The sequence below is a fragment of the Bradyrhizobium sp. 87 genome (genome assembly GCF_023073015.1).
Lineage (GTDB): Bacteria > Pseudomonadota > Alphaproteobacteria > Rhizobiales > Xanthobacteraceae > Bradyrhizobium > Bradyrhizobium canariense_D.
This window is the reverse complement of record NZ_JADPIQ010000086.1, coordinates 220,334-246,915: the sequence shown is the minus strand read 5'-3', so window position 1 is coordinate 246,915 and position 26,582 is coordinate 220,334. Positions and strand designations below refer to the sequence as shown.

At 64.2% G+C, this 26,582-nt stretch carries 24 protein-coding genes, 1 pseudogene and 1 riboswitch; of the genes and pseudogenes, 14 read left to right on the top strand and 11 right to left on the bottom strand.

From position 1 onward, the window contains the following. Positions 1 to 28: 28 nt before the first annotated feature. On the bottom strand, positions 29 to 2,239 hold the full coding sequence (gene purL, locus IVB50_RS22015; RefSeq protein ID WP_247297271.1) for a phosphoribosylformylglycinamidine synthase subunit PurL: 2,211 nt from the start codon (positions 2,237 to 2,239) through the stop codon (positions 29 to 31). 183 nt (positions 2,240 to 2,422) lie between these two features. Between purL and IVB50_RS22010 the strand changes: the two genes are divergently transcribed. Next, entirely contained in the window at positions 2,423 to 2,902 is a 480-nt protein-coding gene (locus tag IVB50_RS22010; protein WP_085384292.1) for a PaaI family thioesterase, read from the top strand. Between the two features lie 75 nt (positions 2,903 to 2,977). Continuing rightward, positions 2,978 to 3,934: a DMT family transporter gene (locus tag IVB50_RS22005; protein WP_247297270.1), complete on the top strand. Its 957-nt coding sequence runs from the start codon at positions 2,978 to 2,980 to the stop codon at positions 3,932 to 3,934. A gap of 31 nt (positions 3,935 to 3,965) precedes the next feature. Here the strand turns inward: IVB50_RS22005 and IVB50_RS22000 are convergent, their stop codons facing one another. Beyond that, entirely contained in the window at positions 3,966 to 4,562 is a 597-nt protein-coding gene (locus IVB50_RS22000) for a TetR/AcrR family transcriptional regulator (protein ID WP_085349363.1), read from the bottom strand. A gap of 153 nt (positions 4,563 to 4,715) precedes the next feature. Here IVB50_RS22000 and IVB50_RS21995 point away from each other — a divergent pair, with 153 nt between their 5' ends. Beyond that, the gene (locus tag IVB50_RS21995; protein WP_018455526.1) at positions 4,716 to 5,114 is read left to right on the top strand and encodes a RidA family protein; all 399 of its coding nucleotides are present in this window, start codon (positions 4,716 to 4,718) and stop codon (positions 5,112 to 5,114) included. A gap of 45 nt (positions 5,115 to 5,159) precedes the next feature. Here the strand turns inward: IVB50_RS21995 and IVB50_RS21990 are convergent. Both IVB50_RS21990 and purQ read right to left on the bottom strand, forming a co-directional pair. Then, positions 5,160 to 6,130: pseudogene (locus IVB50_RS21990) on the bottom strand (tripartite tricarboxylate transporter substrate binding protein BugD). Then, positions 6,127 to 6,828 (bottom strand): phosphoribosylformylglycinamidine synthase subunit PurQ, encoded by a 702-nt coding sequence (gene purQ / locus IVB50_RS21985; protein ID WP_247297269.1) that lies wholly within the window; start codon positions 6,826 to 6,828, stop codon positions 6,127 to 6,129. Before purQ ends, IVB50_RS21990 begins: the two are co-directional and overlap by 4 nt. A 163-nt stretch (positions 6,829 to 6,991) precedes the next feature. Between purQ and IVB50_RS21980 the strand changes: the two genes are divergently transcribed. Then, the gene (locus IVB50_RS21980; RefSeq protein WP_018455523.1) at positions 6,992 to 8,008 is read left to right on the top strand and encodes a magnesium and cobalt transport protein CorA; all 1,017 of its coding nucleotides are present in this window, start codon (positions 6,992 to 6,994) and stop codon (positions 8,006 to 8,008) included. A gap of 10 nt (positions 8,009 to 8,018) precedes the next feature. On the opposite strand, the gene purS is transcribed toward IVB50_RS21980, so the two are convergent. Then, positions 8,019 to 8,261 (bottom strand): phosphoribosylformylglycinamidine synthase subunit PurS, encoded by a 243-nt coding sequence (gene purS / locus IVB50_RS21975; RefSeq protein ID WP_026232966.1) that lies wholly within the window; start codon positions 8,259 to 8,261, stop codon positions 8,019 to 8,021. A gap of 12 nt (positions 8,262 to 8,273) precedes the next feature. Beyond that, entirely contained in the window at positions 8,274 to 9,041 is a 768-nt protein-coding gene (purC, locus tag IVB50_RS21970) for a phosphoribosylaminoimidazolesuccinocarboxamide synthase (protein ID WP_008974302.1), read from the bottom strand. Positions 9,042 to 9,351: 310 nt separating this feature from the next. Here purC and IVB50_RS21965 point away from each other — a divergent pair, with 310 nt between their 5' ends. Then, a complete protein-coding gene (locus tag IVB50_RS21965; protein WP_018455521.1) occupies positions 9,352 to 9,675 on the top strand; it encodes a DUF1476 domain-containing protein in 324 nt (107 codons plus the stop codon). A 55-nt stretch (positions 9,676 to 9,730) separates the two neighbouring features. On the opposite strand, the gene cynS is transcribed toward IVB50_RS21965, so the two are convergent. Together cynS and IVB50_RS21955 are read right to left on the bottom strand one after the other, a co-directional pair. Beyond that, entirely contained in the window at positions 9,731 to 10,219 is a 489-nt protein-coding gene (gene cynS / locus IVB50_RS21960) for a cyanase (protein WP_018455520.1), read from the bottom strand. Positions 10,220 to 10,357: 138 nt separating this feature from the next. Continuing rightward, positions 10,358 to 11,902, bottom strand: a complete 1,545-nt coding sequence (locus IVB50_RS21955; RefSeq protein WP_247297267.1) for an alpha/beta fold hydrolase — start codon at positions 11,900 to 11,902, stop codon at positions 10,358 to 10,360. A gap of 148 nt (positions 11,903 to 12,050) precedes the next feature. Between IVB50_RS21955 and mddA the strand changes: the two genes are divergently transcribed. The 5 genes from mddA to IVB50_RS21930 all read left to right on the top strand — a co-directional run bounded on the left by mddA (position 12,051) and on the right by IVB50_RS21930 (position 17,152). Further along, the gene (gene mddA, locus IVB50_RS21950; RefSeq protein WP_247297265.1) at positions 12,051 to 12,851 is read left to right on the top strand and encodes a methanethiol S-methyltransferase; all 801 of its coding nucleotides are present in this window, start codon (positions 12,051 to 12,053) and stop codon (positions 12,849 to 12,851) included. Positions 12,852 to 12,874: 23 nt separating this feature from the next. Beyond that, positions 12,875 to 13,525, top strand: a complete 651-nt coding sequence (locus IVB50_RS21945) for a helix-turn-helix transcriptional regulator (protein WP_247297263.1) — start codon at positions 12,875 to 12,877, stop codon at positions 13,523 to 13,525. Then, the gene (locus IVB50_RS21940; RefSeq protein WP_247297261.1) at positions 13,522 to 14,499 is read left to right on the top strand and encodes an NADPH:quinone oxidoreductase family protein; all 978 of its coding nucleotides are present in this window, start codon (positions 13,522 to 13,524) and stop codon (positions 14,497 to 14,499) included. The genes IVB50_RS21945 and IVB50_RS21940 overlap by 4 nt, the downstream gene beginning before the upstream one ends. 28 nt (positions 14,500 to 14,527) lie before the next feature. Beyond that, positions 14,528 to 15,277, top strand: coding sequence for a hypothetical protein (locus IVB50_RS21935; protein ID WP_247297259.1), 750 nt, complete (start codon positions 14,528 to 14,530; stop codon positions 15,275 to 15,277). 171 nt (positions 15,278 to 15,448) lie between these two features. Beyond that, entirely contained in the window at positions 15,449 to 17,152 is a 1,704-nt protein-coding gene (locus tag IVB50_RS21930; protein WP_247297257.1) for an amidohydrolase, read from the top strand. Between the two features lie 60 nt (positions 17,153 to 17,212). Here IVB50_RS21930 and IVB50_RS21925 read toward each other — a convergent pair whose 3' ends face one another. Then, positions 17,213 to 18,412: a TrmJ/YjtD family RNA methyltransferase gene (locus IVB50_RS21925; RefSeq protein WP_247297255.1), complete on the bottom strand. Its 1,200-nt coding sequence runs from the start codon at positions 18,410 to 18,412 to the stop codon at positions 17,213 to 17,215. Positions 18,413 to 18,769: 357 nt separating this feature from the next. Here IVB50_RS21925 and IVB50_RS21920 point away from each other — a divergent pair, with 357 nt between their 5' ends. Then, the gene (locus IVB50_RS21920; protein ID WP_018456365.1) at positions 18,770 to 19,984 is read left to right on the top strand and encodes an NADP-dependent isocitrate dehydrogenase; all 1,215 of its coding nucleotides are present in this window, start codon (positions 18,770 to 18,772) and stop codon (positions 19,982 to 19,984) included. Positions 19,985 to 20,083: 99 nt separating this feature from the next. Continuing rightward, complete coding sequence (locus tag IVB50_RS21915) at positions 20,084 to 20,578, top strand: DUF3455 domain-containing protein (protein WP_247297254.1); 495 nt, start codon at positions 20,084 to 20,086, stop codon at positions 20,576 to 20,578. Positions 20,579 to 20,582: 4 nt separating this feature from the next. On the opposite strand, the gene IVB50_RS21910 is transcribed toward IVB50_RS21915, so the two are convergent. Both IVB50_RS21910 and alaS read right to left on the bottom strand, forming a co-directional pair. Then, complete coding sequence (locus IVB50_RS21910; RefSeq protein WP_247297252.1) at positions 20,583 to 21,809, bottom strand: cyclic nucleotide-gated ion channel; 1,227 nt, start codon at positions 21,807 to 21,809, stop codon at positions 20,583 to 20,585. Positions 21,810 to 21,813: 4 nt separating this feature from the next. Beyond that, entirely contained in the window at positions 21,814 to 24,507 is a 2,694-nt protein-coding gene (gene alaS, locus IVB50_RS21905) for an alanine--tRNA ligase (RefSeq protein WP_247297250.1), read from the bottom strand. A gap of 222 nt (positions 24,508 to 24,729) precedes the next feature. Beyond that, positions 24,730 to 24,819, top strand: a riboswitch (glycine riboswitch). 159 nt (positions 24,820 to 24,978) lie between these two features. On the opposite strand from alaS, the gene gcvT reads away from it, so the two are divergent. Continuing rightward, positions 24,979 to 26,127, top strand: coding sequence for a glycine cleavage system aminomethyltransferase GcvT (gcvT, locus tag IVB50_RS21900; protein WP_247297248.1), 1,149 nt, complete (start codon positions 24,979 to 24,981; stop codon positions 26,125 to 26,127). Between the two features lie 11 nt (positions 26,128 to 26,138). Next, a complete protein-coding gene (gene gcvH / locus IVB50_RS21895) occupies positions 26,139 to 26,507 on the top strand; it encodes a glycine cleavage system protein GcvH (RefSeq protein ID WP_085349374.1) in 369 nt (122 codons plus the stop codon). Positions 26,508 to 26,582: the final 75 nt, after the last annotated feature.

The window sequence follows — 26,582 nt, the reverse complement described above, 5'->3', positions numbered from 1 at the left end:
CGCTCAACCGGGCTACCGGTTCAGCCCCTCAGGCTGCCTTCCCGCCCATATATTCCGGCAGCCAGCGCTCGAACGAGGTCCGCAGCGCCTCGATCGTTACAGGCGCCTCGCCCGCGATCGCGATCGCGTCGCCGCCGGTGGTGCCGATCCGCACGCAGGGCACCTCGCAGCCGCGCATCTTGGCGAGCACGCGGCCGGCCTCGGTTTCAGGCACGGTGACGAGATAGCGCGCCTGGTCCTCGCCGAACCAATAGGCCTGAGGCACCAAGGAGGTCGGCGCCGCGAGCAGTTTGGCGCCGATGCCGCCCGCCATCGCCATCTCGGCCAGCGCAATCAGCAGGCCCCCGTCGGACAGATCGTGCACGGCGGTCGCGGTGCCCGCATGGATCATGCCGCGCACGCAGTCGCCGTTGCGCTTCTCAGCCGCGAGGTCGACCGGCGGCGGCGCGCCCTCCTCGCGACCGCAGATGTCGCGCAAGTAAACGGACTGGCCGAGCCAGCCATGAGTCTCGCCGATCAGGAGGATCGCCTCGCCTTCGGCCTTGAAGGCGAGCGACGCGGACTTGGTGAAATCATCGAGCAGGCCGACGCCGCCGATCGAGGGCGTCGGCAAGATCGCGCGGCCGTTGGTCTCGTTGTAGAGCGAGACGTTGCCGGACACGACCGGGAAGTCGAGCGTACGGCAGGCTTCCGAGATGCCCTTCAGGCAGCCGACGAACTGGCCCATGATCTCGGGCCGCTCAGGATTGCCGAAATTGAGATTGTCGGTGATCGCAAGCGGCTTGCCGCCAACCGCGGTGATGTTGCGCCAGGCTTCCGCCACCGCCTGCTTGCCGCCTTCAAACGGATCGGCCTCGCAATAGCGCGGCGTCACGTCGACGGTCAGCGCCAAGCCCTTCGGGCCGTCCTGCACGCGCACCACCGCGGCATCGCCGCCGGGACGCTGCATGGTGTTGCCGAGAATGACGTGGTCGTACTGCTCCCAGACCCAGCGCTTGCTGCACATATCGGGCGTGCCGATCAGCTTTTCGAGCGCGGCACCGAGACCCATCGGCGCCGCCACCTCGCGCGCATGCACGACCGGCAGCGCGGCGGAGGGGACATGCGGGCGATCATAGAGCGGCGCCTCGTCGCCGAGCTCCTTGATCGGCAAATCGGCCATGACGTCACCGCCATGCTTGACCACGAAGCGCTTGCTCGGCGTGGTGTAGCCGACCACGGCGAAATCGAGGCCCCACTTCTTGAAGATCGCCTCGGCCTCTTTCTCCTTCTCGGGCTTGAGCACCATGAGCATGCGCTCCTGGCTCTCCGAGAGCATCATCTCGTAGGCGCTCATGCCGAGCTCGCGCGTCGGCACCGCGTCGAGATCGAGATCGACGCCGAGGTCGCCCTTGGCGCCCATCTCCACCGCCGAACAGGTCAGGCCCGCCGCGCCCATGTCCTGGATCGCGATGACGCAGCCCTTCTCCATGATCTCGAGACAAGCCTCTAACAGCAGCTTTTCGGCAAAGGGATCGCCGACCTGCACGGTCGGACGCTTCTCTTCGGACTTGTCGTCGAACTCGGCCGAGGCCATCGAGGCGCCGTGGATGCCGTCGCGGCCGGTCTTGGAGCCGAGATAGACGATCGGCATGTTCACGCCGGAGGCGGCGGCATAGAAGATCTTGTCGGTATCGGCGAGGCCGACCGCCATCGCGTTGACGAGAATGTTGCCGTCATAGCGGGTGTGGAAACGGACCTGGCCGCCGACCGTCGGCACGCCGAACGAGTTGCCGTAGCCGCCGACGCCAGCGACGACACCGGAGACGAGATGCCGCGTCCTGGCATGCTCCGGTGCGCCAAAGCTCAGCGCGTTGAGGCAGGCGATCGGCCGCGCGCCCATGGTGAAAACGTCGCGCAAGATGCCACCGACACCGGTGGTCGCGCCCTGGTAAGGCTCGATGTAGCTCGGGTGGTTGTGGCTCTCCATCTTGAAGACCACGGCCTGGCCGTCGCCGATGTCGATCACGCCGGCATTCTCGCCCGGGCCCTGGATCACCCAGGGCGCCTTGGTCGGCAAGCCCTTGAGATGGAGGCGCGAGGATTTGTACGAGCAGTGCTCGTTCCACATCGCCGAGAAGATGCCGAGCTCGGTGAAGGTCGGCTCCCGCCCGATCAGCTTGAGAATGCGCTCATACTCGTCGGGCTTGAGCCCGTGGGCGGCAATCAGCTCGGGGGTGATCTTGGGTTCGTTCTTCATGGAATTTGGGCTTTCGACGGCGGTTGGCCGTTCTTAGGAACATCGGACGGCTTGGAAAAGCCCTTTATGGCGCATTTTCCCGCTGTCCCACGTTTTGCGGCCGGGGGCTGCGGGAACAGGAATTGCACAGCGCGGACAGATCGGATTTAAGGACAAAAGACCCGCAATTGAAGGCCCATTTCCTTGCATGAATTGACCAAAGCGCCCCCGCCTCGCCGCCCCGACCTCCACGTCGCCACCGATGGGGAATTCCAGGGCTGGCGAACCTGGATTCGTGACAGTTTTGAGAGCCATATCGGCCCGTTCTGGCACAAGATCGAGGACGACGGCAGCGTCCGCTCGGCGTTCCGGGTTGAGAAAAAGCACCTCAACGGCTCCGGAAACGTCCATGGCGGCTGCTTCATGGCGTTTGCCGACTATTGCCTGTTCGCGATCGCCACCCACGAACTGGATGGGCCGGCGGTGACCACCAATTTCGCCTGCGACTTCCTCGACGCGGCGCGCGAAGGCGAGTTGATCGAATGCGTCGGCGAGGTCTCCCGCGCCGGCGGCTCGCTGATCTTCCTGCGCGGCAAGCTGATATCGGGCGGGCGGCCTCTCTTCACCTTCTCCGGTACGATCAAGCGGGTGAAGCGGAAGCCGGCACCGCAGCCAAACGCATAGCTCGCCGCCTTCCCTTTTGGCGCCCCCTCGCCCAGACTTGTGTCCAGCGCTGTCGCGCCGGGGAGCAACATCAAGGTGCCGCAGAGCACATCGCCGACGGGGCGGGCCACAGTCTCGCAATTGCCGTCCATGCCCGCCACAGGCGCGCGCAACTGGCGCGACTATGCGCTGCTGTTCGCGCTGGCCTGCTGCTGGAGTTCAACCTATCCGCTGGCGAAGCTCGCGCTGGATACGATCCCGCCCGTGACCTTCATCTCGGCGCGCTCGCTGATCGCGGCCGCCTTCCTGTTCGCGATCCTGTGGATGCGCGGCGTCAGGATCCCGACCGACGCCAAGGCGTGGAAGTTGTTCGCCACCCAGCAATTGATCAACTCGACCTTTCCGTTCCTGATCATCACCTGGTCGCAGCAATATGTGCCGGCGTCGAACACGGTGGTGCTGGCCTCGACCACGCCGATCTTCGCCTTCCTGATCACCTCGCTGATCACGCGTCACGAACCGGCAACGCTGTTGAAGCTCTTGGGCGCGCTCCTCGGCCTCGCCGGCACAATCGTGATCGTGGGCCTGGATGCGCTGCGCGGCTTCGGCAACGAGATCGTGGCCGAGATCGCCATCCTGCTCGCCACCATCTCGTTCGCCTGCGCCACGATCTTCGGCCTGCGGCTGTCCGAATACGATCCGATGGTGGTGGCAGCCGGCTCGCTGCTGTTCGGCGGCCTCGTGCTGCTGCCGCCTTCGCTGATCGTCGACCAGCCCTGGACGCTGCACCCGACGCCGACCGCGATCACAGCCACCATTGTCATGGGCATAGTCTCCAGCGCGTTGGGGCTGATGCTGTTCTACATGTGCCTGGGACGGCTCGGCACGCTGACGACGAACGCGCAAGGCTATTTGCGCATCCCGATCGGCGTCGGCCTCTCCGTGCTGCTGCTCGGCGAGAGCGTGCCCTCGAACCTGGCGCTGGGACTGGTGCTGGTCATGGCGGGCGTCGCCGCGATGACGGTGCCGACGGAGCGGTTGAAGCTGCGGTGACCCGTTGCTTCCGCCGTTCGGCACGAGGCGCTCAATGCGGCTTGCGCAACAATCCGCTCGCCAACGCTTGGAAGGCGTCAACGGCCTTGGTCAGGACGCCTGGCGGATCGTCGGCTGCGGCGACCCACAGCGCTGCGCTCAGCGCAGCCCCGTTCAGCAAGCGTCCCGCCGCTTCGACATCGACGGGCTTCACAATCCCCTGTTCGATCAGCGACCGAATGGTTCGCATGGTAATCTCAAGACAGGCATTCTCGCCGGGCCACTTGGATGGATCACCGAGCACGGCCGGTCCATCCAGAAGCATGACGCGCTGAATTTCAGGATCGAGCGCCATCTCGATATAGGCGGTCCCCTCTGCAAGCAGTCCTTGCCACAAGCTCGGCGCTTGCTCGCGGGCCGTGCGGAGCCGTTCCGCCATTTCGCTGTCGATCTGCTCAACGACGGCCCAGAGCAGCCCCTTCTTGTCTTCGAAGTTGTGATACAGCGCGCCCCGCGTCAGTCCGACGGAAGCAGTCAGCTCGTCCATCGACGCGGCTGCATAGCCTTGTGTGGCAAACGCCCTGCGCGCGGCCCGGATGAGCTTGGCCCGACTTTCCGCCATCGCCTCGGCGCGCTTGCCCTTCGCCATGCTTCCCAACTCCATTTGCCGACCCTATTGACATACGGTCCGTATGTGATCCATATTCCACATACGCTACGTATATGAACAGCTCGTGGAAATCCAGTGGCAGGCCCTGCCCACCACAGCTGCGACCGCCATCCATCAATCAAGGATCCAGACATGCCCAAGCGCGACGCAATCTTCCCGGCCGGCCGCCACGCCCTCTATGAAGCGCACCGCTATTCGGCCGCGATCCGGTCCGGCGACCTGCTCTTCGTCTCCGGGCAGGTTGGAAGTCGCGAGGACGGCTCGCCCGAACCGGTGTTTGAGGACCAGGTCCGACGCGCGTTTGCCAATCTGCGTGCCGTTCTCGCAGCGGCCGGATGCACGCTGGACGATGTGGTGGACGTCACCACGTTCCATACCGATCCGGCCACGCAGATCGAGAAGGTGATGGCAATTCGCGCTGCGGAGATCGGGGAGGCACCCTATCCGAACTGGACGGCAGTCGGAGTGAATTGGCTTGCCGGGTTCGACTTCGAGATCAAGGTGATCGCCCGCATTCCTGCTGCGGGGTAAGCGTTCTCGGTGGCTATGATGCCAACCGTCAGGAGCCTCGCGCTATTACTTGGCGTCGTCGGCCAGCATCTTGCGGTACTTCTCGACTCGCGCGTCACGAGGTTTTGCAGCACCTCGGGCGTGTGCTCGTCGGGATCGGGGACAACGGTCGAGAGGTCGGCGAACCGTTTCTTCACCGCGTCGGTTTCCACGGCCGTACGCGCGGCGGCATTCAGCTTGGCAATGACCGCCGGCGGAGTGCCCTTGGGCGCGAACAGGCCGTTCCAGCCCTGCGCCTCGAATTCGGGCAGGCCGGCTTCGGCCGACGTCGGCAGATCCGGCAGGGTCGCGAGCCGCACGGTCGAGCCGACCACGAGCCCGCGCGCCAGCTTCTCGTTGATCGACTGCGAGACGGAGGCTGCCGCATCGCAGACGCCGTCGATCTGGCCGCCGATCGCATCCGTGAGCGCGGGGGCGGCGCCGCGATAGCCGACCAGCGTCGCGTCGATCCCGGCGGCTGTGACGAAGCTCTTGCAGATCAGGTAGTTCGAGGACCCGACGCCGGCATGGCCGAGATTGATCTTGCCCGGATTGACCTTGGCGTAGGCGATGAACTCTTTCAGGTCCTTTGCCGGAAAATCCTTGCGCACGGCGATGATGCCGAACGTCTTCGCCACCATGGCGATCGGCACGAAGGAGTCCGGCGTGAACGGCAGCTTTGGATAGATCGTATAGGTCGCAGCGTTGGTGCCGGCATTGCCGATCGCAATGGTGTAGCCGTCAGGCTCGGCGCGGGAGGCGCGCGCCAGTGCGGTCGAGCCGCCGGCGCCGGCGACATTCTCGATCACGATGGTCTGGCCGAGCGCGATGCCCATCTGCTCGGCAACCGTGCGCGCGATCACGTCGGACGTGCCGCCGGCCGCGAACGGCACGATCATGGTGACGGGACGCTTGGGGAAATCCTGTGCGAACGCGGCCGTCGCGAACGCAACGACGGCGACAGCGGCCGGCAGCCGCTTCAGCACGAACGCAATCACGCGGCTTTTTCCAGATGCGCGGTGAGGCCGGCGAACAGGCCGCGACCGTCGGTGCAGCCCATGATGTCTTCGACGTGGTTTTCCGGATGCGGCATCATGCCGAGCACGTTGCCCTTGTCGTTGACGATGCCGGCGATGGATTGCGCGGCGCCGTTGATGTTGCTGATATCGTCGATCGCGCCGTCAGCCGAGCAATAGCGGTAAAGGACGCGACCCTCGCCTTCGAGCCGCTTGATGGTCTCCGCGTCCGCCGCATAATTGCCCTCGCCATGCGCGATGGGCACGCGGATCACCTGCCCGGCATTGTAGCCGCGCGTGAATGGCGTGTCGGAGCGCTCCACGCGCAGATGCACGTCGTGGCAGATGAATTTCAGCCGCGCATTGCGCATCAGGACGCCAGGCAAGAGGCCGGACTCGCAGAGGATCTGAAAACCGTTGCAGACGCCGAGCACGAGGCCGCCCTTGGCCGCATAGTCGCGCACCGCGTCCATCACCGGCGCCCGCGCCGCAATCGCGCCGCAGCGCAGATAATCGCCATAGGAGAACCCGCCGGGCACCACCACGAGGTCGGTGCCATCAGGCAGCGACGTCTCGGCATGCCACACCAGCGCGGGCTCGCTGCCCGAGATCAGCCTCAAGGCACGCGCCATGTCGCGCTCGCGGTTGATTCCGGGAAAGACGAGGACGGCGGCTTTCATGGCAGAGGTTCCGAACGAAGATTGAATGGGGCTGGCACGGCTGCCAAATCGTGAGCAGACATATCCATTTGACGGGGATTTTACCAGTGCTAGCCTCGGCCGCGAGCGTTGTGCACAGGCCATAGCCCGCCATCGGCCGATCGATTCGCCCGGGATTAAAGCCATGAATGTCCCCTCGCTGCCCGCATCCCTCTCCGAGCCGGTGTCCACCGAGGGCGTGATCGCCGCCGGTGCCTATGTCGACGGCCGGCGCGTCGCCAATATTGCCATCAGCGAGGCCTCGAGCTGGCGGGCGAAGCCCGGCCACGTGGTCTGGATCGGGCTGCACGAGCCCGACATGGCGCTGCTCAGCGCGGTGCAGAAGCAGTTCGACCTGCACGAGCTTGCCATCGAGGACGCCAACCACGCCCATCAGAGACCGAAGATCGAGCAATATGGCGAGGCCCTGTTCATCGTGGCGCGAACCGCGCAACTGATCGAGGGCCGGATCGCCTTCGGCGAGACGCACATCTTCGTTGGCGAAGGCTATCTGGTCTCGGTGCGCCACGGCGCGTCGACATCCTACACGCCGGTGCGCGAACGTTGCGAAAGCTGCCCGCGAGCGCTCGCGCGCGGCGAGGACTACATCCTCTACGCCATCCTCGATTTCATCGTCGACAACTACTCGCCCGTGCTCGAGAGCATTCACGAAGAGGTCGAGAGCATCGAGGATGACGTGCTCTCCAAGGCGATCAGCAAGGCGCAGATCGAGCGGCTCTATATGCTGCGCCGCGACCTCTTGCGGCTCAGGACCGCGATCGGGCCGCTGGTGGAGGTCTGCCGCCGTCTGGAGCACGACGAGCTTGCGATGGTGCGCGCGACGATGCAGCCGCTGTTCCGCGACGTCACCGACCACGTCCGCAACATCCAGGAGCGGATCGATTCCATGCGCGAGGTGCTGGCCTTCGCCTTCGAAGCGAGCCTGCTGGTCGGCCAGGCCCAGGAGACGGCGGTCTCCAAGAAACTTGCCTCCTGGCTCGCGATCATCGCGATCCCGACCGCGCTTGCCGGCATCTACGGCATGAACTTCAAGCACATGCCGGAGCTGGACTGGGAGTACGGCTATTACACGCTGCTCGGCGTGATGCTGACGGCGTGCGGCGCGCTGTATTGGCGTTTTCGTCGGGTCGGATGGCTGTGAGCCATCCCGTTCACCCGATCAGCTCGACCCGGTAGTTCTCGATCACGGTATTCGCCAGCAGCTTGTCGGCGGCATCCTTCAACGCCGCCTCCGCCTTCGCCTTGTCCGTGCCCGCGAGCTCGATGTCGAACACCTTGCCCTGCCGGACGCTGGCGACGCCGTCGACGCCGAGCGACTTCAACGCACCCTCGATCGCCTTGCCCTGCGGATCGAGGATGCCCGTTTTCAACGTCACGGTAACACGTGCCTTCACGTCAGATCCCTCTTAGCTCTTCACCAGCACCGGGCCTGAGCCCGCCGGACGCTCGTTCTCCATGAGGATGCCAAGACGCTTGGCGACTTCGGTATAGGCCTCGAGCAGCCCACCGAGATCCCTGCGGAAACGGTCCTTGTCGAGCTTCTCGTTCGACTTGATGTCCCACAGGCGGCAGCTATCCGGCGAGATCTCGTCGGCGACGATGATCCGCATCATCTCGTTCTCGAACAGCCGGCCGCACTCCATCTTGAAGTCGACGAGGCGGATGCCGATGCCGAGGAAGAGACCGGTGAGGAAGTCGTTGACACGGATGGCAAGTGCCATGATGTCGTCGATCTCCTGCGGTGTCGCCCACCCGAAAGCGGTGATGTGCTCTTCCGACACCATGGGATCGTTGAGCTGGTCGTTCTTGTAGTAGAACTCGATGATCGAGCGGGGCAGCTGCGTGCCCTCCTCGATGCCGAGGCGCTGCGACAGCGAGCCGGCGGCAACGTTCCGCACCACCACTTCCAGCGGCACGATCTCGACTTCGCGGATCAATTGCTCGCGCATATTGAGGCGGCGGATGAAATGGGTCGGCACCCCGATGTCGTTGAGGTGCTGAAACAGGTACTCCGAGATCCGGTTGTTGAGGACACCCTTGCCCTCGATCACCTGATGCTTTTTCGCATTGAACGCGGTGGCGTCATCCTTGAAGTGCTGGATCAGGGTACCGGGCTCCGGGCCTTCGTAAAGAACCTTTGCCTTGCCTTCATAAATGCGACGCCGACGGCTCATGGGGATGTACCGTGTTTTGTTGAAATCCATGTATTTGGTGTGCTCCGGTTGACGAGACTACGACCCACAGCGGAGCTGCCGTGAACGGCCCGGAACCCCTAGAAAACAGAACGGGAACCCAGCCTGAGGCAACCTATCCGATTGGCTGTCCCAGCACAATCGATCCGGCCGTCCGGCATCAAACTTATACCGCCTTGCCTGCGGCTTAACGGCTCGTTGTTTTGCCGATTCCTGCCCCCTATCTAGGCATGCACCGGGGCTCTCGCAACGAGGGCCAGCCGGGTCCAGTCAGCAGGGAATTGGAAAAGGCATGAGCACGTTGGACAAGCGCGAGGAAGGCTTCGAGAAGAAGTTTGCCCTCGACGAGGAGCAGAAATTCAAGGCGGAAGCCCGCCGCAACCGGCTGCTCGGGCTGTGGGCGGCCGAAAAGCTCGGCATCACGGGTGATGCCGCCACGGCCTATGCCAAGGAGGTGGTCGCGGCCGATTTCGAGGAAGCCGGTGACGCCGACGTCCTGCGCAAGGTCATGGCCGATTTCGCCGCCAAGAACGTGGCCGTCACCGAACAGGCAATTCGCGCCAAGATGAACGAGCTGATCGCGGTGGCGGCGGCCGAGGTGAAGGCCGGGAAATAAGGCGAAGCATCATTCCGGGGCCACGTCTGCGACGCGCCCCCGGAATGCCAACCAGCTATCCCTCCTTGAACCCATATTCCGGCACGTTGCCGCTGGCGCCGTAATATTTGTACGGCAGGAATTTGCCGCTCATCGTGAACTTGACGCGGTCGCCCTTCGGATTCGCCACGCGCTCGATCGCCATGTCGAAGTCGATCGCCGACATGATGCCGTCGCCGAACTCCTCCTCGATCAGCGCCTTCCAGGCCGGGCCGTTGACCATCACCATCTCGTAGAAGCGGTAGATCAGCGGGTCGGTCGGCGGCATCGGCGTGCCGGTGCCGCGCATCGGCACCTCGTTCAGCATGGCGGTCTCCGCCTTCGACAGGCCGAACAGTTCGCCGGCGTTGGCCGCCTGCGGCTTCGTCAGTTTCATCTGGCCGAGGATCGCGCCTGTTATCAGCACCTCGGAATAGCCGCCGATCTTCTCGCAGATATATTTCCAGCTCCAGCCCTTCTCGCGCTTGATGTCGAGCAGCTTCTCGGTGAGGTCTTCGCGTTTCATGTCAGGGTCTCCTTGGCTAAGACTATGTCGCGCCGGCTCATTTCCTCGAGGCAGCGGATAGACGCGACGCTTTTTTGTGCCACTTTGGCAGGCACGAAACGTGCCAATGACCGGGGCTACGGATTTACGTGCCTCGCCTCATCGCCTCGGCAATGCTTCCGTAAATCCCCTGATCGCATCGAGCACCGGCTGCTGATCGCCCGCGAAGAACCAGTGATCGTTGCCGTCGAGCTCGACGAATTGCGCACCTTTGATCCGGCTCGCCACATCGCGGCCGGCCGCGATCCGTACGGCCTTGTCGTCCCGACGATGCAACACCAATGTCGGCATGGCAATTTGCGGCAAAAGCTGCCGCACGTCGGCGTCGCGAAACGCCTCGAGCACGGCCGAGATGCCGCCGGGACTGGAGGCCGCGCGCAATAGCCCCGCCCACCATGCGCGGGCCTGGGGATCGCCGGCAAGGCTGGGTGCGAAGGTCTCAATCCCCACCGGACCTCCCCATTGCGCGATGAGGTGCTTGCTCCAGGCGTCGTACTGGCTGGCGCGCAACGCGTGCGGATAGTCCTGCGACCAGCAGCCCTTGGCCAATGCACCGAACAGGATGAGTCCGGCCACGAGACGCGGCTCGTCGACGGCGAATTTGATGCAGGCCGGCCCGCACTCGGATGCGCCGAACAGCACGACGCGGCGCGCATCCGCGGCGCGCAGCACGGTGCCGATATCCTCCGCGGTGACGTCGATATCAGGCGCCGACCCAACCCGGTCGGACAACCCGATCCCGCGACGATCGAACACGATCAGACGCCCCAGCTTCGTCAGTGAGGCCAGAAAGGTTCGGCTCGCCGGATGCTCCCAGGCGCGTTCCACATGCGATACGAAGCCGGGCATGACCAGGATGTCGAGCGGACCGCTGCCATAGGTCTGATACGCCAGATGCACACCGGCGCCCTTGACGTAGCGCGTCGCTGGTACAGAGTGTGCCGCCGCAGGACTCATCAACGCCGCGGTCTCGGCTTCCGGCGTAACACCAAGCTCGTCACGCAGCCGCCGCGTCAGTGCCGCATGGTGCCGCTCTGCCGCGCTGCGGTCGCCCGCCAGCAGCAGGCTGCGGATCAGATGCCGGCCATAGACCTCGCTCAAAGGATCGAGCTCGGCCAGACGGGTCGCATGCGCGGTCGCGGCGAAGTAGTCTCCGGCAGCGGTCTTGTCCTGCACCAGACGCTCCAGCGCGTGCATCAGCCGTCCCCGCAGCGCCTCGCGGCGGAAGAACGCCCAATCGTCGAATTCCGGACAGTCCTCCGGGGAGAAGCCTGCGAGGAAATCTCCGCGATAAATCTGGCAGGCTTCGTCAAAGTCACCGCGATCGCAGGCGCTCTCGAAAATATGTGCATCGACCTGCAGCGCGACTGCCGGAGACCATCGCAGACTGGTGCGGTCGGTCTCGAACACCTGCTGACCGAGCGTCAGCTCGATTCGGTGAAGCAGCCGCCGCAACCGCGCAAGGCCGGTCTCGCGGTCAGTTTCAGGCCACAGCAGCGTCGCCACGATTTCGCGGGCCACAGCGCCCTTGGCCTCCGCGAGATAGACCAGCAGCGCCAGGCCCTTGCGCAAGGCCAACTTGATCGGGCGGCCGTCGGCGTGGACCTCAGGGAACCCGAATGTCCCCAGCGAGAAAGCCGTCATGAAAGTCCTCCCTCCCCTTGCGGCGCCCCCGGGGGACGCACAGGGGACGGTCCAGCAATAGCAGTCGGGGCAGATCGAGCCTGCTCGCGGGCGAGCAATTCAGGCTCCTCCATGCGGCACGGCTGCATCAGGCACAATAGGAAAAAACATGATCTCGCGCCTCCTGATCCTGCTCTACGCCATCGTGAGCTACGTGATCTTCACGGTCTCATTTCTCTATGCGCTCGGTTTCGTCGGCAATTATGTCGTGCCCAAGTCGATCGATATGTCGATCGATAAGTCGATCGATGTCGGCAACCCCACGGACCTGAGCTTCACCATCGTCGTCAACCTGCTGCTGATGAGCCTGTTTGCGATCCAGCACAGCGTCATGGCGCGCCCGGCCTTCAAACGATGGTCGGCCAAATTCCTTCCCCTCGCCTGCCAGCGCAGCACCTATGTGCTGCTCTCCAGCCTGATCTTGTTGCTGCTGTTCTGGCAGTGGCGTCCGATCCCGACGCCGATCTGGGAGGCGAGCGGAATGGTGGCCTGGTTGCTGATCGGCGTGCATTGGCTGGGCTGGCTCATCGCGTTCGCCTCGACCCACATGATCGATCATTTCGATCTGTTCGGCCTCCGCCAGGCCTTCGTCGCGTTCCGCGGGAGCGAGATACCAGGTCAATCGTTCAGGACGCCGCTGCTCTACAAGATCGTGCGCCATCCCATCATGCTCGGCTTTCTGCTCGCGTTCTGGGCCACGCCCGAGATGACTGTTGGCCACCTTCTGTTTGCGCTCGCAAACACCGCCTACATCCTGGCCGCGCTTCAGTTCGAGGAGCGCGACCTGATCGCCGAGTTCGGCGCGACCTACCATGACTATCGCCGGCGCGTTCCCATGCTGCTGCCGCGTCTTTTCGGTCGTCGGACGGAAGATCGCCAGCCGCCTCGGCCTGCTGGAGCGTCGCAATGAATACAATATCAGCTATTCCCCGGATGTCGGCGGAGGCCGCCACGTTTGCCGATACGCTGGATGGGCTTGACGTCGGTCTTTGTCTCGTTGACGCGGAGGCGCGTCTCATTCACGCCAATACTGCCGGGCAGGACATGATCGAAGCGCGCGACATCCTGCACGAAATCCGCGGGCACCTCGCGGCTTGCGATCCGACGGTCAACCGGACCCTGCAGCATTTTTTCGCCGCCGCCGGGCAGGAAAACGCGTTCCTCGGCGCCGACGGGATCGCGCTGCCGATGATCGGGCGGGATGGGAAGCGCCACGTCGCCCATGCTCTGCCGTTAACTTCCGGCGCGCGCCGACGTGGGGGTGTCGCCTACAGCGCCGTCGCCGCGCTGTTCGTCCGCAGGGCGGCGCTGATGCTACCGTCTCGTTCCGAAGTGATCGGCAAGGCATTCAAACTGACGCCGACCGAGTTGCGTGTGATGCTCGCGATCGTCGAACGCGGCGGCGTTCCCGAAGTGGCGGCGGCACTCGGCGTCGCCAATACGACGATCAAGACGCATGTCCGGCGCCTGTTTGAAAAGACCGGTGCAGCGCGACAGGCAGATTTCGTCAAGCTTGTCGCGGGATATGCGACGCCGTTACGCAAACCTGCCGAATGCAGACAATCCGTTGGAGCGACACGATGAGAGCAATTCTATGCAGCTCATTCACTGGCCCCGCCGATTTGCGCCTTAGTGAAATCGACGAGCCGAAGCCCTCCGGCGACGAGATCCTGATCGACGTCCATGCGGCCTCCGTCAGTTTCATGGACCAGTTGGTGGTCTCGGGTCTCTATCAGATGCGGCCGCCGACGCCCTTCGTGCCCGGCACGGAAGCATCCGGTGTCGTCGTCGCGGTCGGCGACAAGGTCACGGGATTCGCGCCTGGTGACCGCGTGGCGTGCAGCGCCTGGACCGGCGGCTACGCCGAACGGATGATAGCGAAGGACTCAAAGTGCGTGCTTCTGCCGGAAGGCGTCGCGTTCGAGGCAGCGGCGACGGTCCTGCACAATTACGGCACGGCCTATTATGCGCTGGTCGAGCGGGCCAGGGCGCAGCGCGGCGAAACGCTGTTCGTCACCGGTGCCGCCGGCGGAGTCGGCCTTGCCGCGGTCGACCTTGGCCGCCACCTGGGCCTGCACGTCGTCGCCGGTATCGGCTCCGATGACAAGGGTGCCCTCGTCCGCAATTATGGGGCTGGCGAAATCGTCAACTATAGTAGCGAGGATCTGCGCGACCGCATCAAGTCGATCACGTCAGGAGAAGGCATCGACATCGGCTTCGACACGATCGGCGGCGCGATTTTCGAGCAGATGGCGCGGTCGATGAAATGGGGCGGACGGCTGATGCCGATCGGCTTCACCAGCGGCGAAATTCCCCAGCTCCCGATGAACCTGCCGCTGCTCAAGAACTATTCCATCCTCGGCGTCTTCGTCGGCGCCTGGGCGGAGAAATTCTCAGCTGATGCCGCGCGTATGAACGCCACGCTGATGCAATTGCTGGCCGAGGGAAAAATCCGTCCGCACATCGATCGCGTCCTTCGTTTGGAGGAGGCCGGAGAAGCCATGCGCGCCGTGGCCAACCGAACGGTTCAGGGGCGAATTGTCCTCAAGATCAGGTAAGGTGAGCCGGAAAGAGAGAACAAAACCGATGACACAGATCATCATCGACAAACGCTTTTGCGGTCCTCCGAACTCCGGCAACGGCGGCTATGTCTGCGGCCGGCTCGCCCGCCACATTCCCGGCGCCGCGGAGATAACGCTGCGCGCGCCGCCGCCGCTGGACACTCCGCTCGATGCGGTCGCAACCGACGACGGCACATGGGAGCTTCGCGACGGCAACAAGATCGTCGCGACCGGGCAGCCGGCAAGCGTGGAGCTTTCGCGACTGGAGACAGCCAGCTTCGAGGACGCCTGCGCCGCCGAATTGCTGACGCCGGTCAAGCCGCACGAGCATCCATTGCCGACATGTTTCGTGTGCGGTCCGGCAAGGGCGAAAGGCGACGGCTTGCGCATTTTTGCCGGCGCGCTCCGTGGTCACAACGCCGTTCTCGCGGCGAGCTGGACGCCGGATCAGAATCTCGCCGCCGACGACGGCCTCGTCGCGCCGGAATTCCTCTGGTCGGCGCTCGACTGCCCCACCGGTTTTGCCTGCAATTGCGATCCACAGAGCGGCGGCTTCGACAAGGCACCGCTGCTGCTGGGGCGAATGTCAGCACGGATCGAAGCCCGCCCGCGCCCGGGAGAACGCTGCATCATCACGGCCTGGCCCATCGGCCGCGACGGCCGCAAACGCGCGGCCGAAGCTGCGCTTCACGATGAAGCCGGGAGATTGCTGGCGGTGGCGCGAGCGACATGGATTGCGGTCCAGCGCGAAGTGCAGCTCGGACGTCCTTCGTAGAGGGGACATGGGTGCCCGGTACCAGGAGGGCCAGCTTTCCAGCTAACCACGGGAGCACTCCACTTTAGCCACCGTGCGACGCTGCCAAGCCTCGAGAAGCGTTGAACCCACGTTTAATCAAAGATATTCTTGCAGTTGTCGCCAAGCAAAAAAGATCCAAGAGGGTACGCGATGGTCCGCAAGTTAAAGGCATTTGCAATCCTTGCTACGGGCATGTTCATCGCTGGCGTCGCAAATGCCGAGGCACAGCAGCCGGAGCTTAATGCGCCTGACCTGGTCCTCGTTAATGGCAAGGTTCTGACCTTAGACGACCGATCGACCGTCACGGAGGCAGTCGCCGTCGCGGATGGAAAGATCATCGCGACCGGAACCAGTGCTTCGATCAAGGCGCTTGCAGGCGCCCGGACCCGCGTGCTCGATGTGTCTGGCAAGACCGTCATCCCCGGATTGATCGATACACACGCTCACTTCAAGGCCGCTGGTCTGGGCGACTATGTCGTAACCCTGGGCCGAGCCAAGACCGTTGCGGACGCGCTCGAGGCCATCAAATCGTTCGTCACCAAGAAGAAGCCGGGTGAGTGGATTGTAGGTGGCGCGTGGCACCCGCCCTCGCAATTGGCCGAGAAGCGCTATCTCACGAGGCAGGAGATCGATAGCGTTGCTCCGAACAACCCGGTCTATCTTCGCACCGTCGGGCATTTCTCGATGGCGAACACCATGGCTCTACAAGTGGTCGGTGTCGACAAGACCACCTCGGATCCGAGTGGTGGAAAGTTTGAACGCGACGCAGCCGGTGAATTGACCGGCGTGCTCGTGGAGACGGCGATCGATCGGGTCGAGAAGGCCGTACCACCCTGGACAGAAGACGACGAAATGCGGCAATTCACCATCGCCGAAGGTGTGCTGAACAGCTTCGGCATCACCAGTGTGATCGAAGGCGCAACAGAGCCGCGCGATGTCCGCACGCTGCAGAAGCTTGTCGCAGCCGGGAAAGCCACTTTGCGCACCGGCGTGATGTTTCGACCGGAGCCCCCAGCCGATGTGACGGCATGGGAAGCGATCATGTCAGGCAATGGGGCCTCATCAGGCTTCGGCGACGATTGGCTCAAGTTCGCGGGCATCAAGATCTTTTACGACGGCGGCATGACGCTGAAGACAGCGCTCATGCGTGACGTGTATCCCGATTCACACGACAACTATCACGGCATCACGCAGCAGACTCCCGAGCGGCTGAAGCAACTCATCTCCGTCTGCAACCGTTATGACTGGCGTGTCGGTGTCCACGTGGTGGGCGATCTGGGTATTGACCAGGTGCTCGATGCCTTCGAGGCAGCGGATAAAGAAAAATCGATCCGCGACCGTCGCTTCGTCCTCATCCACGCCAGCCTGATCCGGCCAGAACAGATGGAGCGTGCGCAAAGACTGGGAGTCCGCATAGATTTCCAGAACGTTTTCATGTGGGATAAGGCAGCGACCGTCGAACGATTTCTCGGGAAAGCAACCGCCGACCGCGCCGTGCCGACTAGGACGTTGATCGAAAAAATGGGGCTCAACAGCCTCGGCGCCGGGACGGATTTTCCGGTCAACCCGATCAACCCCTTCCTCAACATGTACATCATGGTCACCAGGAAGGACCCCAACGGAAACGTCTACGGCTCGGCAGAAACCATCACGCGCGAGCAGGCCCTCCGGCTCTACAGCAGCGCGGCTTCGCGTTATACGTTCGATGAAGCGCGCAAAGGGACCATTGAGCCCGGAAAGCTGGCGGACATCGTGGTGCTCTCTGCTGACTACGCGGCCGTGCCGGAGGAGCAGATCAAGGACATCAAGGTGGACCTAACCCTGGTCGGCGGCAAGGTGGTCTTCCAGCGCTGAACCGGCCCTGATCGGCCAAGGTGAGCGACAGCGACCATTCGCTCTGCTTCCCGACGAAATCTACACGCTCTGCTCGATCATCCCCTGCAACCGTACCAGCTCCGCCTCGAGATCCCGCTCCACGTCCGCAGCCCGCATCTCGATCACGCGATAATCGCGCGCCTCGAGCCACGCCCGCCGCGACGCGCGATCCGCGACGATCGTCTCATTCTCGCCCGTGTTCACCAGTTCGATCGCGATCCGGTGCGGGAACGAGACGAAGTCCGGGATATGCCGCCCCACAGGAGTCTGGCGCTTGAACTGGCCTGCGAAGCGGCGGTCGCGTGTAAGGGCCTGCCAAAGCAGCCGCTCGGCATCGGTTGGGTTGCGGCGGAGCAGACGGGCGAGGCCGCGCACGGTGGAGCCGCTGTCGGGCACGCCGCCACCCTGCCCGTGCTCGGCCAACAGCGCGCGCAGGCGCGTTGCCTGCTCGCCGTCGAGCACGCCGCCCTTGGCCGGTCCTTTCCGTCCCTCCGCGATCGCCATCACCACGCCGTGCAGGGTGTGCATGTCCTGTTTGGTCGGCTCCATCCGGGTGAAGATGTTGCGCAGGTTCACCAGCATGGTGTCGCGCTTCTCGGCCGGGCGCAGAAATTCGACCCGGTCGAGTTCGCGGATGAGATTGTCGAAGAAGGCCTGCATCTGGTGCTGCGAGGCGCGCTCGGAGCGCTCCGGCATGGCGTGCGGCAGCTCGCCGGAGGTCGCCCGCTTGAACCATTCGTAGCCGACCAGCAGCACCGCTTGGGCGAGGTTGAGCGAGGCAAAGCCCGGATTGACCGGGAACGTAATGATGCGGTTGGCGAGCCCGACCTCCTCATTGGTCAGGCCCCAGCGCTCCCGGCCGAACAGGATACCGGCCTTGCCGCCGGCGGCGGCGTGCCCGGAAATCTCGCTAGCTGCGGCTTCCGGTCCCACCACCGGCTTGGCCTGGTCGTGGGGACGCGCGGTGGTGGCGAACAGCAGGTCGAGGTCGGCGACGGCCTCACCGACCGTGTCAAACAATTCGACCTTGTCCAGAATATAGTCGGCCCCGGCGGCGGCGCGCTGGGCGGCGATGTTGGGCCAGCCGTCGCGAGGGTTGACGATGCGCAATCGGCTCAGCGCGAAATTGCCCATGGCGCGCGCGGCCATGCCGATGTTTTCGCCCAGCTGCGGCTCGACCAGGATCACGATGGGACCGTCGAGAGAAAGGCCCGCTTTGCTCTTGTCAGTCCCGGACATCTCGCTTCGCTTTCACACTGGTTCTCAAGGTCTTGGACAGGCGCTCTTCATGAATTGATTCAAGGCCGGTCCTGACCTGGTCTGACCTCGGTCTTGGGCCGGCGCCCGTTCGCCTGTCGTTTGCCTGTCCTGACGAAATTCTCAAGGGAAATAACGGGTTGGATTCGACTTTTGAATCTCGCCTGAAACCTCAGCCCGGTCCCCGCGGCAGGGCTGCTCCCGCCCCCCATCTGCGGAGGCTGGATGAGCTAAAAGTGCATAATCCCTTGGCTTTCGCCGGCCGCGTCCCGGTGCTAAGAGGCGGCGGATATTCCCGTGGCGCGCCACAAGCGCCGTTCCCAAGAGGCTTCCCCGATCATGGCAAAAATCAAGGTGTCCAACCCCGTCGTCGAACTCGATGGCGACGAGATGACCCGGATCATCTGGCAGTACATCAAGGACAAGCTGATCAACCCGTTCCTGGATGTCGAGCTGCAATATTTCGACCTGGGAATGGAGTACCGCGACCACACCAACGATCAGGTCACGATCGACGCCGCCGAGGCGATCAAGAAGGTCGGCGTCGGCGTCAAGTGCGCCACGATCACCCCGGACGAAGCCCGGGTGAAGGAGTTCAACCTCAAGCAGATGTGGAAGTCGCCGAACGGCACCATCCGCAACATCCTCGGCGGCGTGATCTTCCGCGAGCCGATCATCTGCAAGAACGTGCCGCGCCTGGTTCCCGGCTGGACCAAGCCGATCATCATCGGCCGCCACGCCTATGGCGACCAGTATCGCGCCACCGACATCAAGTTCCCGGGCAAGGGTACGCTGACGATGAAGTTCGTCGGCGAGGACGGCACCGTCATCGAGAAGGAAGTGTTCAAGACCCCCGGCGCCGGCGTCGCGATGCAGATGTACAATCTCGACGATTCCATCATCGACTTCGCCCGCGCATCGTTGAATTACGGCCTGCTGCGTAACTACCCGGTCTATCTCTCGACCAAGAACACGATCATGAAGGTCTATGACGGTCGGTTCAAGGACATCTTCCAGGACATCTACGAGCGCGAGTTCAAGAAGGAATTCGACGCCAAGGGCCTGACCTACGAGCACCGCCTGATCGACGACATGGTCGCCTCCGCGCTGAAATGGTCCGGCGGTTATGTCTGGGCCTGCAAGAACTACGACGGCGACGTGCAGTCCGACACGGTGGCGCAGGGCTACGGCTCGCTCGGCCTGATGACCTCGGTTCTCCTCACCCCCGACGGCAAGACGGTAGAAGCCGAAGCCGCCCACGGCACGGTGACCCGCCACTACCGCGAGCATCAGAAGGGCAAGGAGACCTCGACCAACTCGATCGCATCGATCTTCGCCTGGACCCGTGGCCTGTCGCACCGCGCCAAGCTCGACAACAATGCCGAGCTCGCCAAGTTCGCCAACACCCTGGAGAAGGTCTGCGTCGACACTGTCGAGGAAGGCTACATGACCAAGGACCTCGCGCTCCTGGTCGGCGCCGACCAGCGCTGGCTCTCGACAACCGGCTTCCTCGACAAGGTCGCCGAGAACCTCGGCAAGGCGCTGGCGGCGTAAGCCGTCCGCAATTTCGCCCGACTGGGCCGGACATCATCACGGGCCGCGTCGCAAACGCGGCCCGTTCGCTTATTTGGACCTTTGCGCGGAGATGCGACCATGTCGATCAAGCTTGCCGTCCCCTGCCTGTTGCTGCTCGCTGGACCGGCTGTGGCCGCCGACCCGCTTCCCGACGCCATCGCCGCGCCCGGCGAGAGCATCGTGCTCAGCGTCCACGCCGAGGGCGCGCAGGTCTATGAATGCAAGGCCGGCACCGACGGCAAGCTCGCCTGGACTTTTTGTGAACCGATCGCCACCCTGCTCGCCGAGGGCAAGACGATCGGCCGGCACTATGCCGGACCGAACTGGGAGCATGCCGACGGCAGCGCCGTGGCCGCCAAGGCCGCCGGCAATGCGCCGGGTACCACTGCCGCCGACATTCCCTGGCTGAAGCTGGAAGTGACCGCCCACCGCGGCAGCGGCGTCCTCACGCCCGTTACCACGGTTCAGCGCATCAACACCCATGGCGGCAAGCTCGACGGCGCGTGCGACAAGGCCGGCGACTTCAAGAGCGCGCCCTATTCGGCCGACTACGTCTTCCTGAAGAAGGGCTGAGCCCTCAGCGGTCGGTGCCGTCGCGCTCCACCTGCGCCAGCTCCGCCACTGCAAGGTCGCCGCTGCCCTCCAGCCGCGCCTTTGCCGTCTTGTGGACGTGCGCGGCGAGCGTCGGCATGCGTTCGATCAAGGCGTGAAAGTCCTGGGCGTCGAGCACCAGCAGCCGGCTCTTGCGTGTCGCCGTCACCGTGCCGCTGCGTTTTGTCTTATGCAGCAGCGCGATCTCGCCGAAGAATGTGCCATCCGCGAGCCGCACCTGCTGGTTCGGCAGCGCGATCTCGACCTCGCCGGCGGTGATGAAATACATCGACGAAGCCGCATCGCCCCGCCGCACCAGGATCTCGCCCTGCTCGATCGTGCGCGCCCGCAGCAGCCGCATGATGTCGGCGATCTCGGATGCGCTGAGATGCGAGAACAGCGGCACCCGCGCCAGCATGCCCCAGGTGACCACGAAGTCGCGCCGCTTCACCTCTTCCGCAAAGGCCGTCGAGATGATCGCGACCGGCAGCGCGATCATGGCAAAGCCGCTGATGATGGTGAAGACGGAGATGAACTTTCCGAGCGCCGTCACCGGCACGACGTCGCCGTAACCGACGGTGCCAAGCGTCACGATCGCCCACCACATCGCCTGCGGAATGGTTCCGAGCTTGTCCGGCTGCACGTCGCGCTCGATGGCATAGAGCAGCGAGGCAAACGTCAGCACCGCGCCGATCAGGATGACGATGCAGCCGATCAGCGCCCGCCGCTCCGCGTGCACGGCCGCGAGCAGCGACCGCATCGCCGGCGAGTAGCGCACCAGCTTGAAGAACGGCAGCACGCCGAGCGCTGCCAGCGTCGCATGCCGGCCCGTGGCCAGCACGATCGCAGCCGGCAGGAACGCGAGCAGATCGATGATGCCGAGTGCGGAGAAGACATAGCTGAGCCGGTCGGACAGCGCGGACGCTGCGCGCTGGGTATGGCCCGCCACGGTCCACAGCCGCGCCGCATATTCCAGCGCGAACACGATCACGGACAGGATGGTGATCGCCGAAAACAGCGCGCCGAATTGCGCGTCCAGCTCCGGCACCGAGGCAAGGATCATCGCGGCGACATCGAGCACGATGACGCCGATGATCAGCTGGATGAAGCGCGACCCGACCGAGTAGGCCAGCGGATCATGCTCCAGCAATTCGTAGAGGCGATCCCTCAGATTGGGATCGCGAAGCCCAATTCCTCGCGGAACGGGGCGCACCTGCCTACGCGCCGGCCGATTTTTGTTCAGCCATGGCTTTTTCGATCGCCGTGAGCGCCGCGGCAGCATTTTCGCCATCAGGGCCGCCGGCCTGCGCCATGTCGGGCCGCCCGCCGCCGCCCTTGCCGCCGAGCGCTTCGGAGGCGACCTTCACCAGATTGACCGCATTGAAACGCGAAGTGAGGTCCGCGGTGACGCCGACCACGACGCCGGCCTTGCCATCCTCGGTGACGCCGACGATAGCGACGACGCCGGAGCCGATCTGCTTCTTGCCGTCGTCGGCAAGGCTCTTGAGATCCTTCATCTCGATGCCCTCGACCGCGCGCGCCATCAGCTTGACGTCGCCGACTTCGCGCACACCTGAGGCCGCGCCGTTGCTCGAAGCTGCACCGCCGCCCATCGCCAGCTTCTTGCGGGCGTCGGAGAGTTCGCGCTCGAGCTTCTTGCGCTCCTCCATCAGAGCGGCAATGCGCGCCGGGACGTCGTCGATCGAGGTGCGCAGCTCGTGGGCCGCGGTCTTCGCTAGCGCCATGGTGTCGTTGGCGTGTTTTCGCGCGTAGTTGCCGGTTAAAGCCTCGATGCGGCGCACGCCGGAGGCGACCGCGCTCTCGCCCGTCAGCGTGATCAGCCCGATGTCGCCGGTCCGCCTGACATGCGTGCCGCCGCAAAGTTCGACCGACCAGCCGAGAGCGTTGGCGCCGCGCTCGCGCGCGGTCCGGCCCATCGAGACGACGCGAACCTCGTCGCCATATTTCTCGCCGAACAGGGCGCGTGCGCCGGCCTCACGGGCCTCGTCCACGCCCATGACGCGGGTCGAGACTTCGTCATTCTCCAGCACCACCTCGTTGGCGATGTCCTCGACGCGCGCGAGCTCTTCCGCCGTGATCGGCTTCGGATGCACGAAGTCAAAACGTAAACGATCCGGCGCGACCATCGAGCCGCGCTGGGCGATGTGGTCGCCGAGCACCTGGCGCAGCGCCTCGTGGATGAGATGGGTCGCCGAATGATGCGCGCGGATCGAAAAGCGCCTGCCGTGATCCACTTCGAGCTGCAGCGCGGTGCCGAGCTTCAGCTCGCCGCTCTCCAATGTGCCGACGTGAACGAAGAAATCACCGAGCTTCTTCTGAGTGTCGGTGACGCGGAACTTGATGCCGCCCTCGCCGGTCAATACGCCGGTGTCACCGACCTGGCCGCCGGACTCCGCGTAGAAAGGCGTCTGGTTCAGCACGATCGCCCCTAGCTCGCCGGCCTTGAGGCTCGTGGCTTCCTTGCTGTCCTTGACCAGCGCAGTGACCACGCCTTCAGCGCTCTCGGTCTCGTAGCCCAGGAATTCGGTTGCGCCCAGCTTCTCACGCAGCGGGAACCAGATCGATTCGGAAGCCGCCTCGCCAGACCCCTTCCAGGATTCGCGCGCCTTGGCCTTCTGACGCTCCATCGCATCGGTGAAGGAGGCCTGGTCGACGCTGATGCCGCGCGACTTCAGCGCGTCCTGCGTCAAATCGAGCGGGAAGCCGTAAGTGTCGTACAGCGTGAAGGCGACGTCGCCGTCGAACATGTCGCCCTTCTTCAAGGACGCGCTCTTCTCGTCGAGAATGGCGAGGCCGCGCGTCAGCGTCTTGCGGAAGCGGGTTTCTTCCAGCCGCAGCGTTTCCTCGATCAAATTTTCCGCGCGCATCAGATCCGGATAGGCTTGGCCCATCTCGCGCACCAGCGCCCAGACCAGGCGATGCATCAGCGGCTCTTGCGCACCGAGCAGCTGCGCATGGCGCATCGCGCGGCGCATGATCCGGCGCAGCACGTAGCCGCGGCCCTCGTTCGAGGGCAGCACGCCGTCGGCGACGAGGAAGGCCGACGAACGCAGATGGTCGGCGATGACGCGGAACGAGGCCACGGTCTTCTCGTCCGGTCCGCTTCCGAGCGCCGACGCCGTCGCGTCGATCAAATGACGGAACAGGTCGGTCTCGAACACGCTATCGACGCCCTGCATGATGCAGGCCATGCGCTCCAGCCCCATGCCGGTGTCGATCGAGGGACGCGGCAGCGCCACGCGCTCCTCCTTCGTCACCTGCTCGTACTGCATGAAGACGAGATTCCAGAATTCGAGGAAGCGATCGCCATCCTCCTCAGGCGAGCCCGGAGGCCCGCCCCAGATGTGCTCGCCGCGATCGATGAAGATCTCCGAGCACGGCCCGCACGGGCCGGTGTCGCCCATCGCCCAGAAATTGTCCGAGGTCGGGATGCGGATGATGCGGTCGTCGGAGAAGCCCGCGATCTTCTCCCACAGTCCAGCCGCCTCGTCGTCGGTGTGGTAGACCGTGACGAGCAGCTTGTCTTTCTTGAGCCCGAATTCCTTCGTGATGAGCGTCCAGGCCAGCTCGATCGCGCGCTCCTTGAAATAGTCGCCGAAGGAGAAGTTGCCGAGCATCTCGAAGAAGGTGAGATGGCGCGCGGTGTAGCCGACATTGTCGAGGTCATTGTGCTTGCCGCCGGCGCGCACGCATTTCTGCGAGGTGGTGGCGCGCTGATAGGGCCGCTTCTCGACGCCGGTGAAGACGTTCTTGAACTGCACCATGCCGGCATTGGTGAACATCAACGTCGGATCGTTGCGCGGCACCAATGGCGAGGACGACACGATCTCGTGGCCGTTCTCGGCAAAGAAATTCAGAAAGGTCGACCTGATCTCGTTGACGCCGCTCATTTTCATCCAATCGGGTGTGCTTGCACCCGCCTTCCAGCCATCCAAACCGCAAGTTTGGGCTGATATCTGCGGGCCAATGCGCTTTTAGACAAGGCCAGCTTCGCTGTCCAGAAACTGTGCAACCAGATCAAGGCGTTGCCGCAGTCGCGTAATCCGTTGGAAAGCCGCCGATGCCGCGTTGACAGGCTTGGCCGGCCTGTGGTCTTTACCTATCTGTATCGTACGGCCACGTCGGGAGAGACCGGCACTGGTAGCCGGCGCCGAAGGAGCAACCGCCCCGGAAACTCTCAGGCAAAAGGACCGCGTGGCTTTGACAGCATCTGGAAAGAGGCGCCGACGGGCCAAGACCTTTTAAAGGGTAGGTTCGGACAGCGTCCGCCGACGGGATAATACTCTCAGGCACAGCGACAGATGGGGCTTCGACTGGTGTCCACGGGAAATCGTTCCCGGGGAACCGCCGAGGGCCCCCCGATGCTTGCGCGTGACGACAAAGACTCCCTGAAACGCACCCCGCTTTACGACCTGCATGTCTCGCTCGGCGGCAAGATGGTGCCGTTCGCCGGCTATGACATGCCGGTGCAATATCCGGCCGGAGTCCTGAAGGAGCACCTTCATACCCGCAACGCAGCCGGCCTGTTCGACGTCTCCCACATGGGCCAGATCGCACTCCGGCCGAAATCCGGCAAGGTCGAGGACGCCGCCCGCGCGCTGGAACGGCTGGTGCCGCAGGATATTTTGGCGATCGCGCCTGGCCGGCAGCGCTACGCCCAGTTCACCAATGCCGAGGGCGGGATTCTGGATGATCTGATGGTCGCCAATTTCGGCGATCACCTCTTCCTGGTCGTCAACGCCGCCTGCAAGGCCGAGGACGAGGCGCATCTGCGCGCGAATCTCTCGGACGATTGCGTCATCGAGCAGCTGGCTGACCGCGCGCTGATCGCGCTGCAGGGGCCGAAGGGGGAATCGGCGCTGGCGAAATTATGTGCAGAGGCGCCCGCCATGAAATTCATGGATTCCGGCCCGCACAAGGTTGCCGGCCTCGACTGCTTCGTCTCGCGCTCCGGCTATACCGGCGAGGACGGCTTCGAGATTTCGGTTCCTGCCGGCGATGCCGAACGGCTCGCCAAGGCCCTGCTGGACAATCCTGACGTCATGCCGATCGGGCTCGGCGCCCGTGACAGCCTGCGGCTCGAGGCCGGGCTTTGTCTTTACGGCCACGACATCGACACCGCGACCACGCCGGTCGAGGCGGCACTGGAATGGTCGGTGCAGAAGAGCCGCCGCACCGGCGGCGCGCGTGGCGGGGGCTTCCCCGGCGCGGCAAAGATTCTCGCCCATTTCGACCATGGCGCATCCCGCCGCCGCGTCGGCCTGCGCACCGAGGGCCGCGCGCCGGTGCGCGAAGGCGCGCTGCTGTTTGCGGATGCGACCTCCGCCGAGCCGATCGGAAAGGTCACCTCGGGCGGTTTCGGCCCGAGCCTGAATGCGCCGGTCGCGATGGGCTATGTGCCCACCGCATCGAGCGCGATCGACACAAAACTCTTCGCCGAGGTGCGCGGCCAACGCCTGGCCGTGCAAATCGCCGCCATGCCCTTCGTGAAAAACACCTACAAACGCTGAGGACCGAGAAAATGACCACGACGCTCTACACCTCCGACCACGAATGGCTCGCGATCGACGGCGATGTCGCCACCGTCGGGATCACCGACTACGCGCAATCGCAGCTCGGCGACGTCGTGTTCGTCGAATTGCCCAAGCTCGGCCGCGTGCTGAAGAAGGCGGAAGCCGCCGCTGTCGTGGAATCGGTCAAAGCCGCATCGGACGTCTACGCGCCTGTTAGCGGTGAGGTGCTCGAGACCAACCCCGAGCTCGCGAGCGAGCCGGCGCTGGTGAACTCGGACGCGCAGGGCAATGCGTGGTTCTTCAAGATCAAGATGGCCGACAAGAGCGAGCTCGGCGGCCTCATGGATGAAGCGGCGTACAAGGCCCATACGGCGTGAAGATATGAGCCGAGCCGTCTCCCCATACTCACTGTCATGCCCCGCGAAGGCGGGGCATCCAGTAAACGCAGCCGC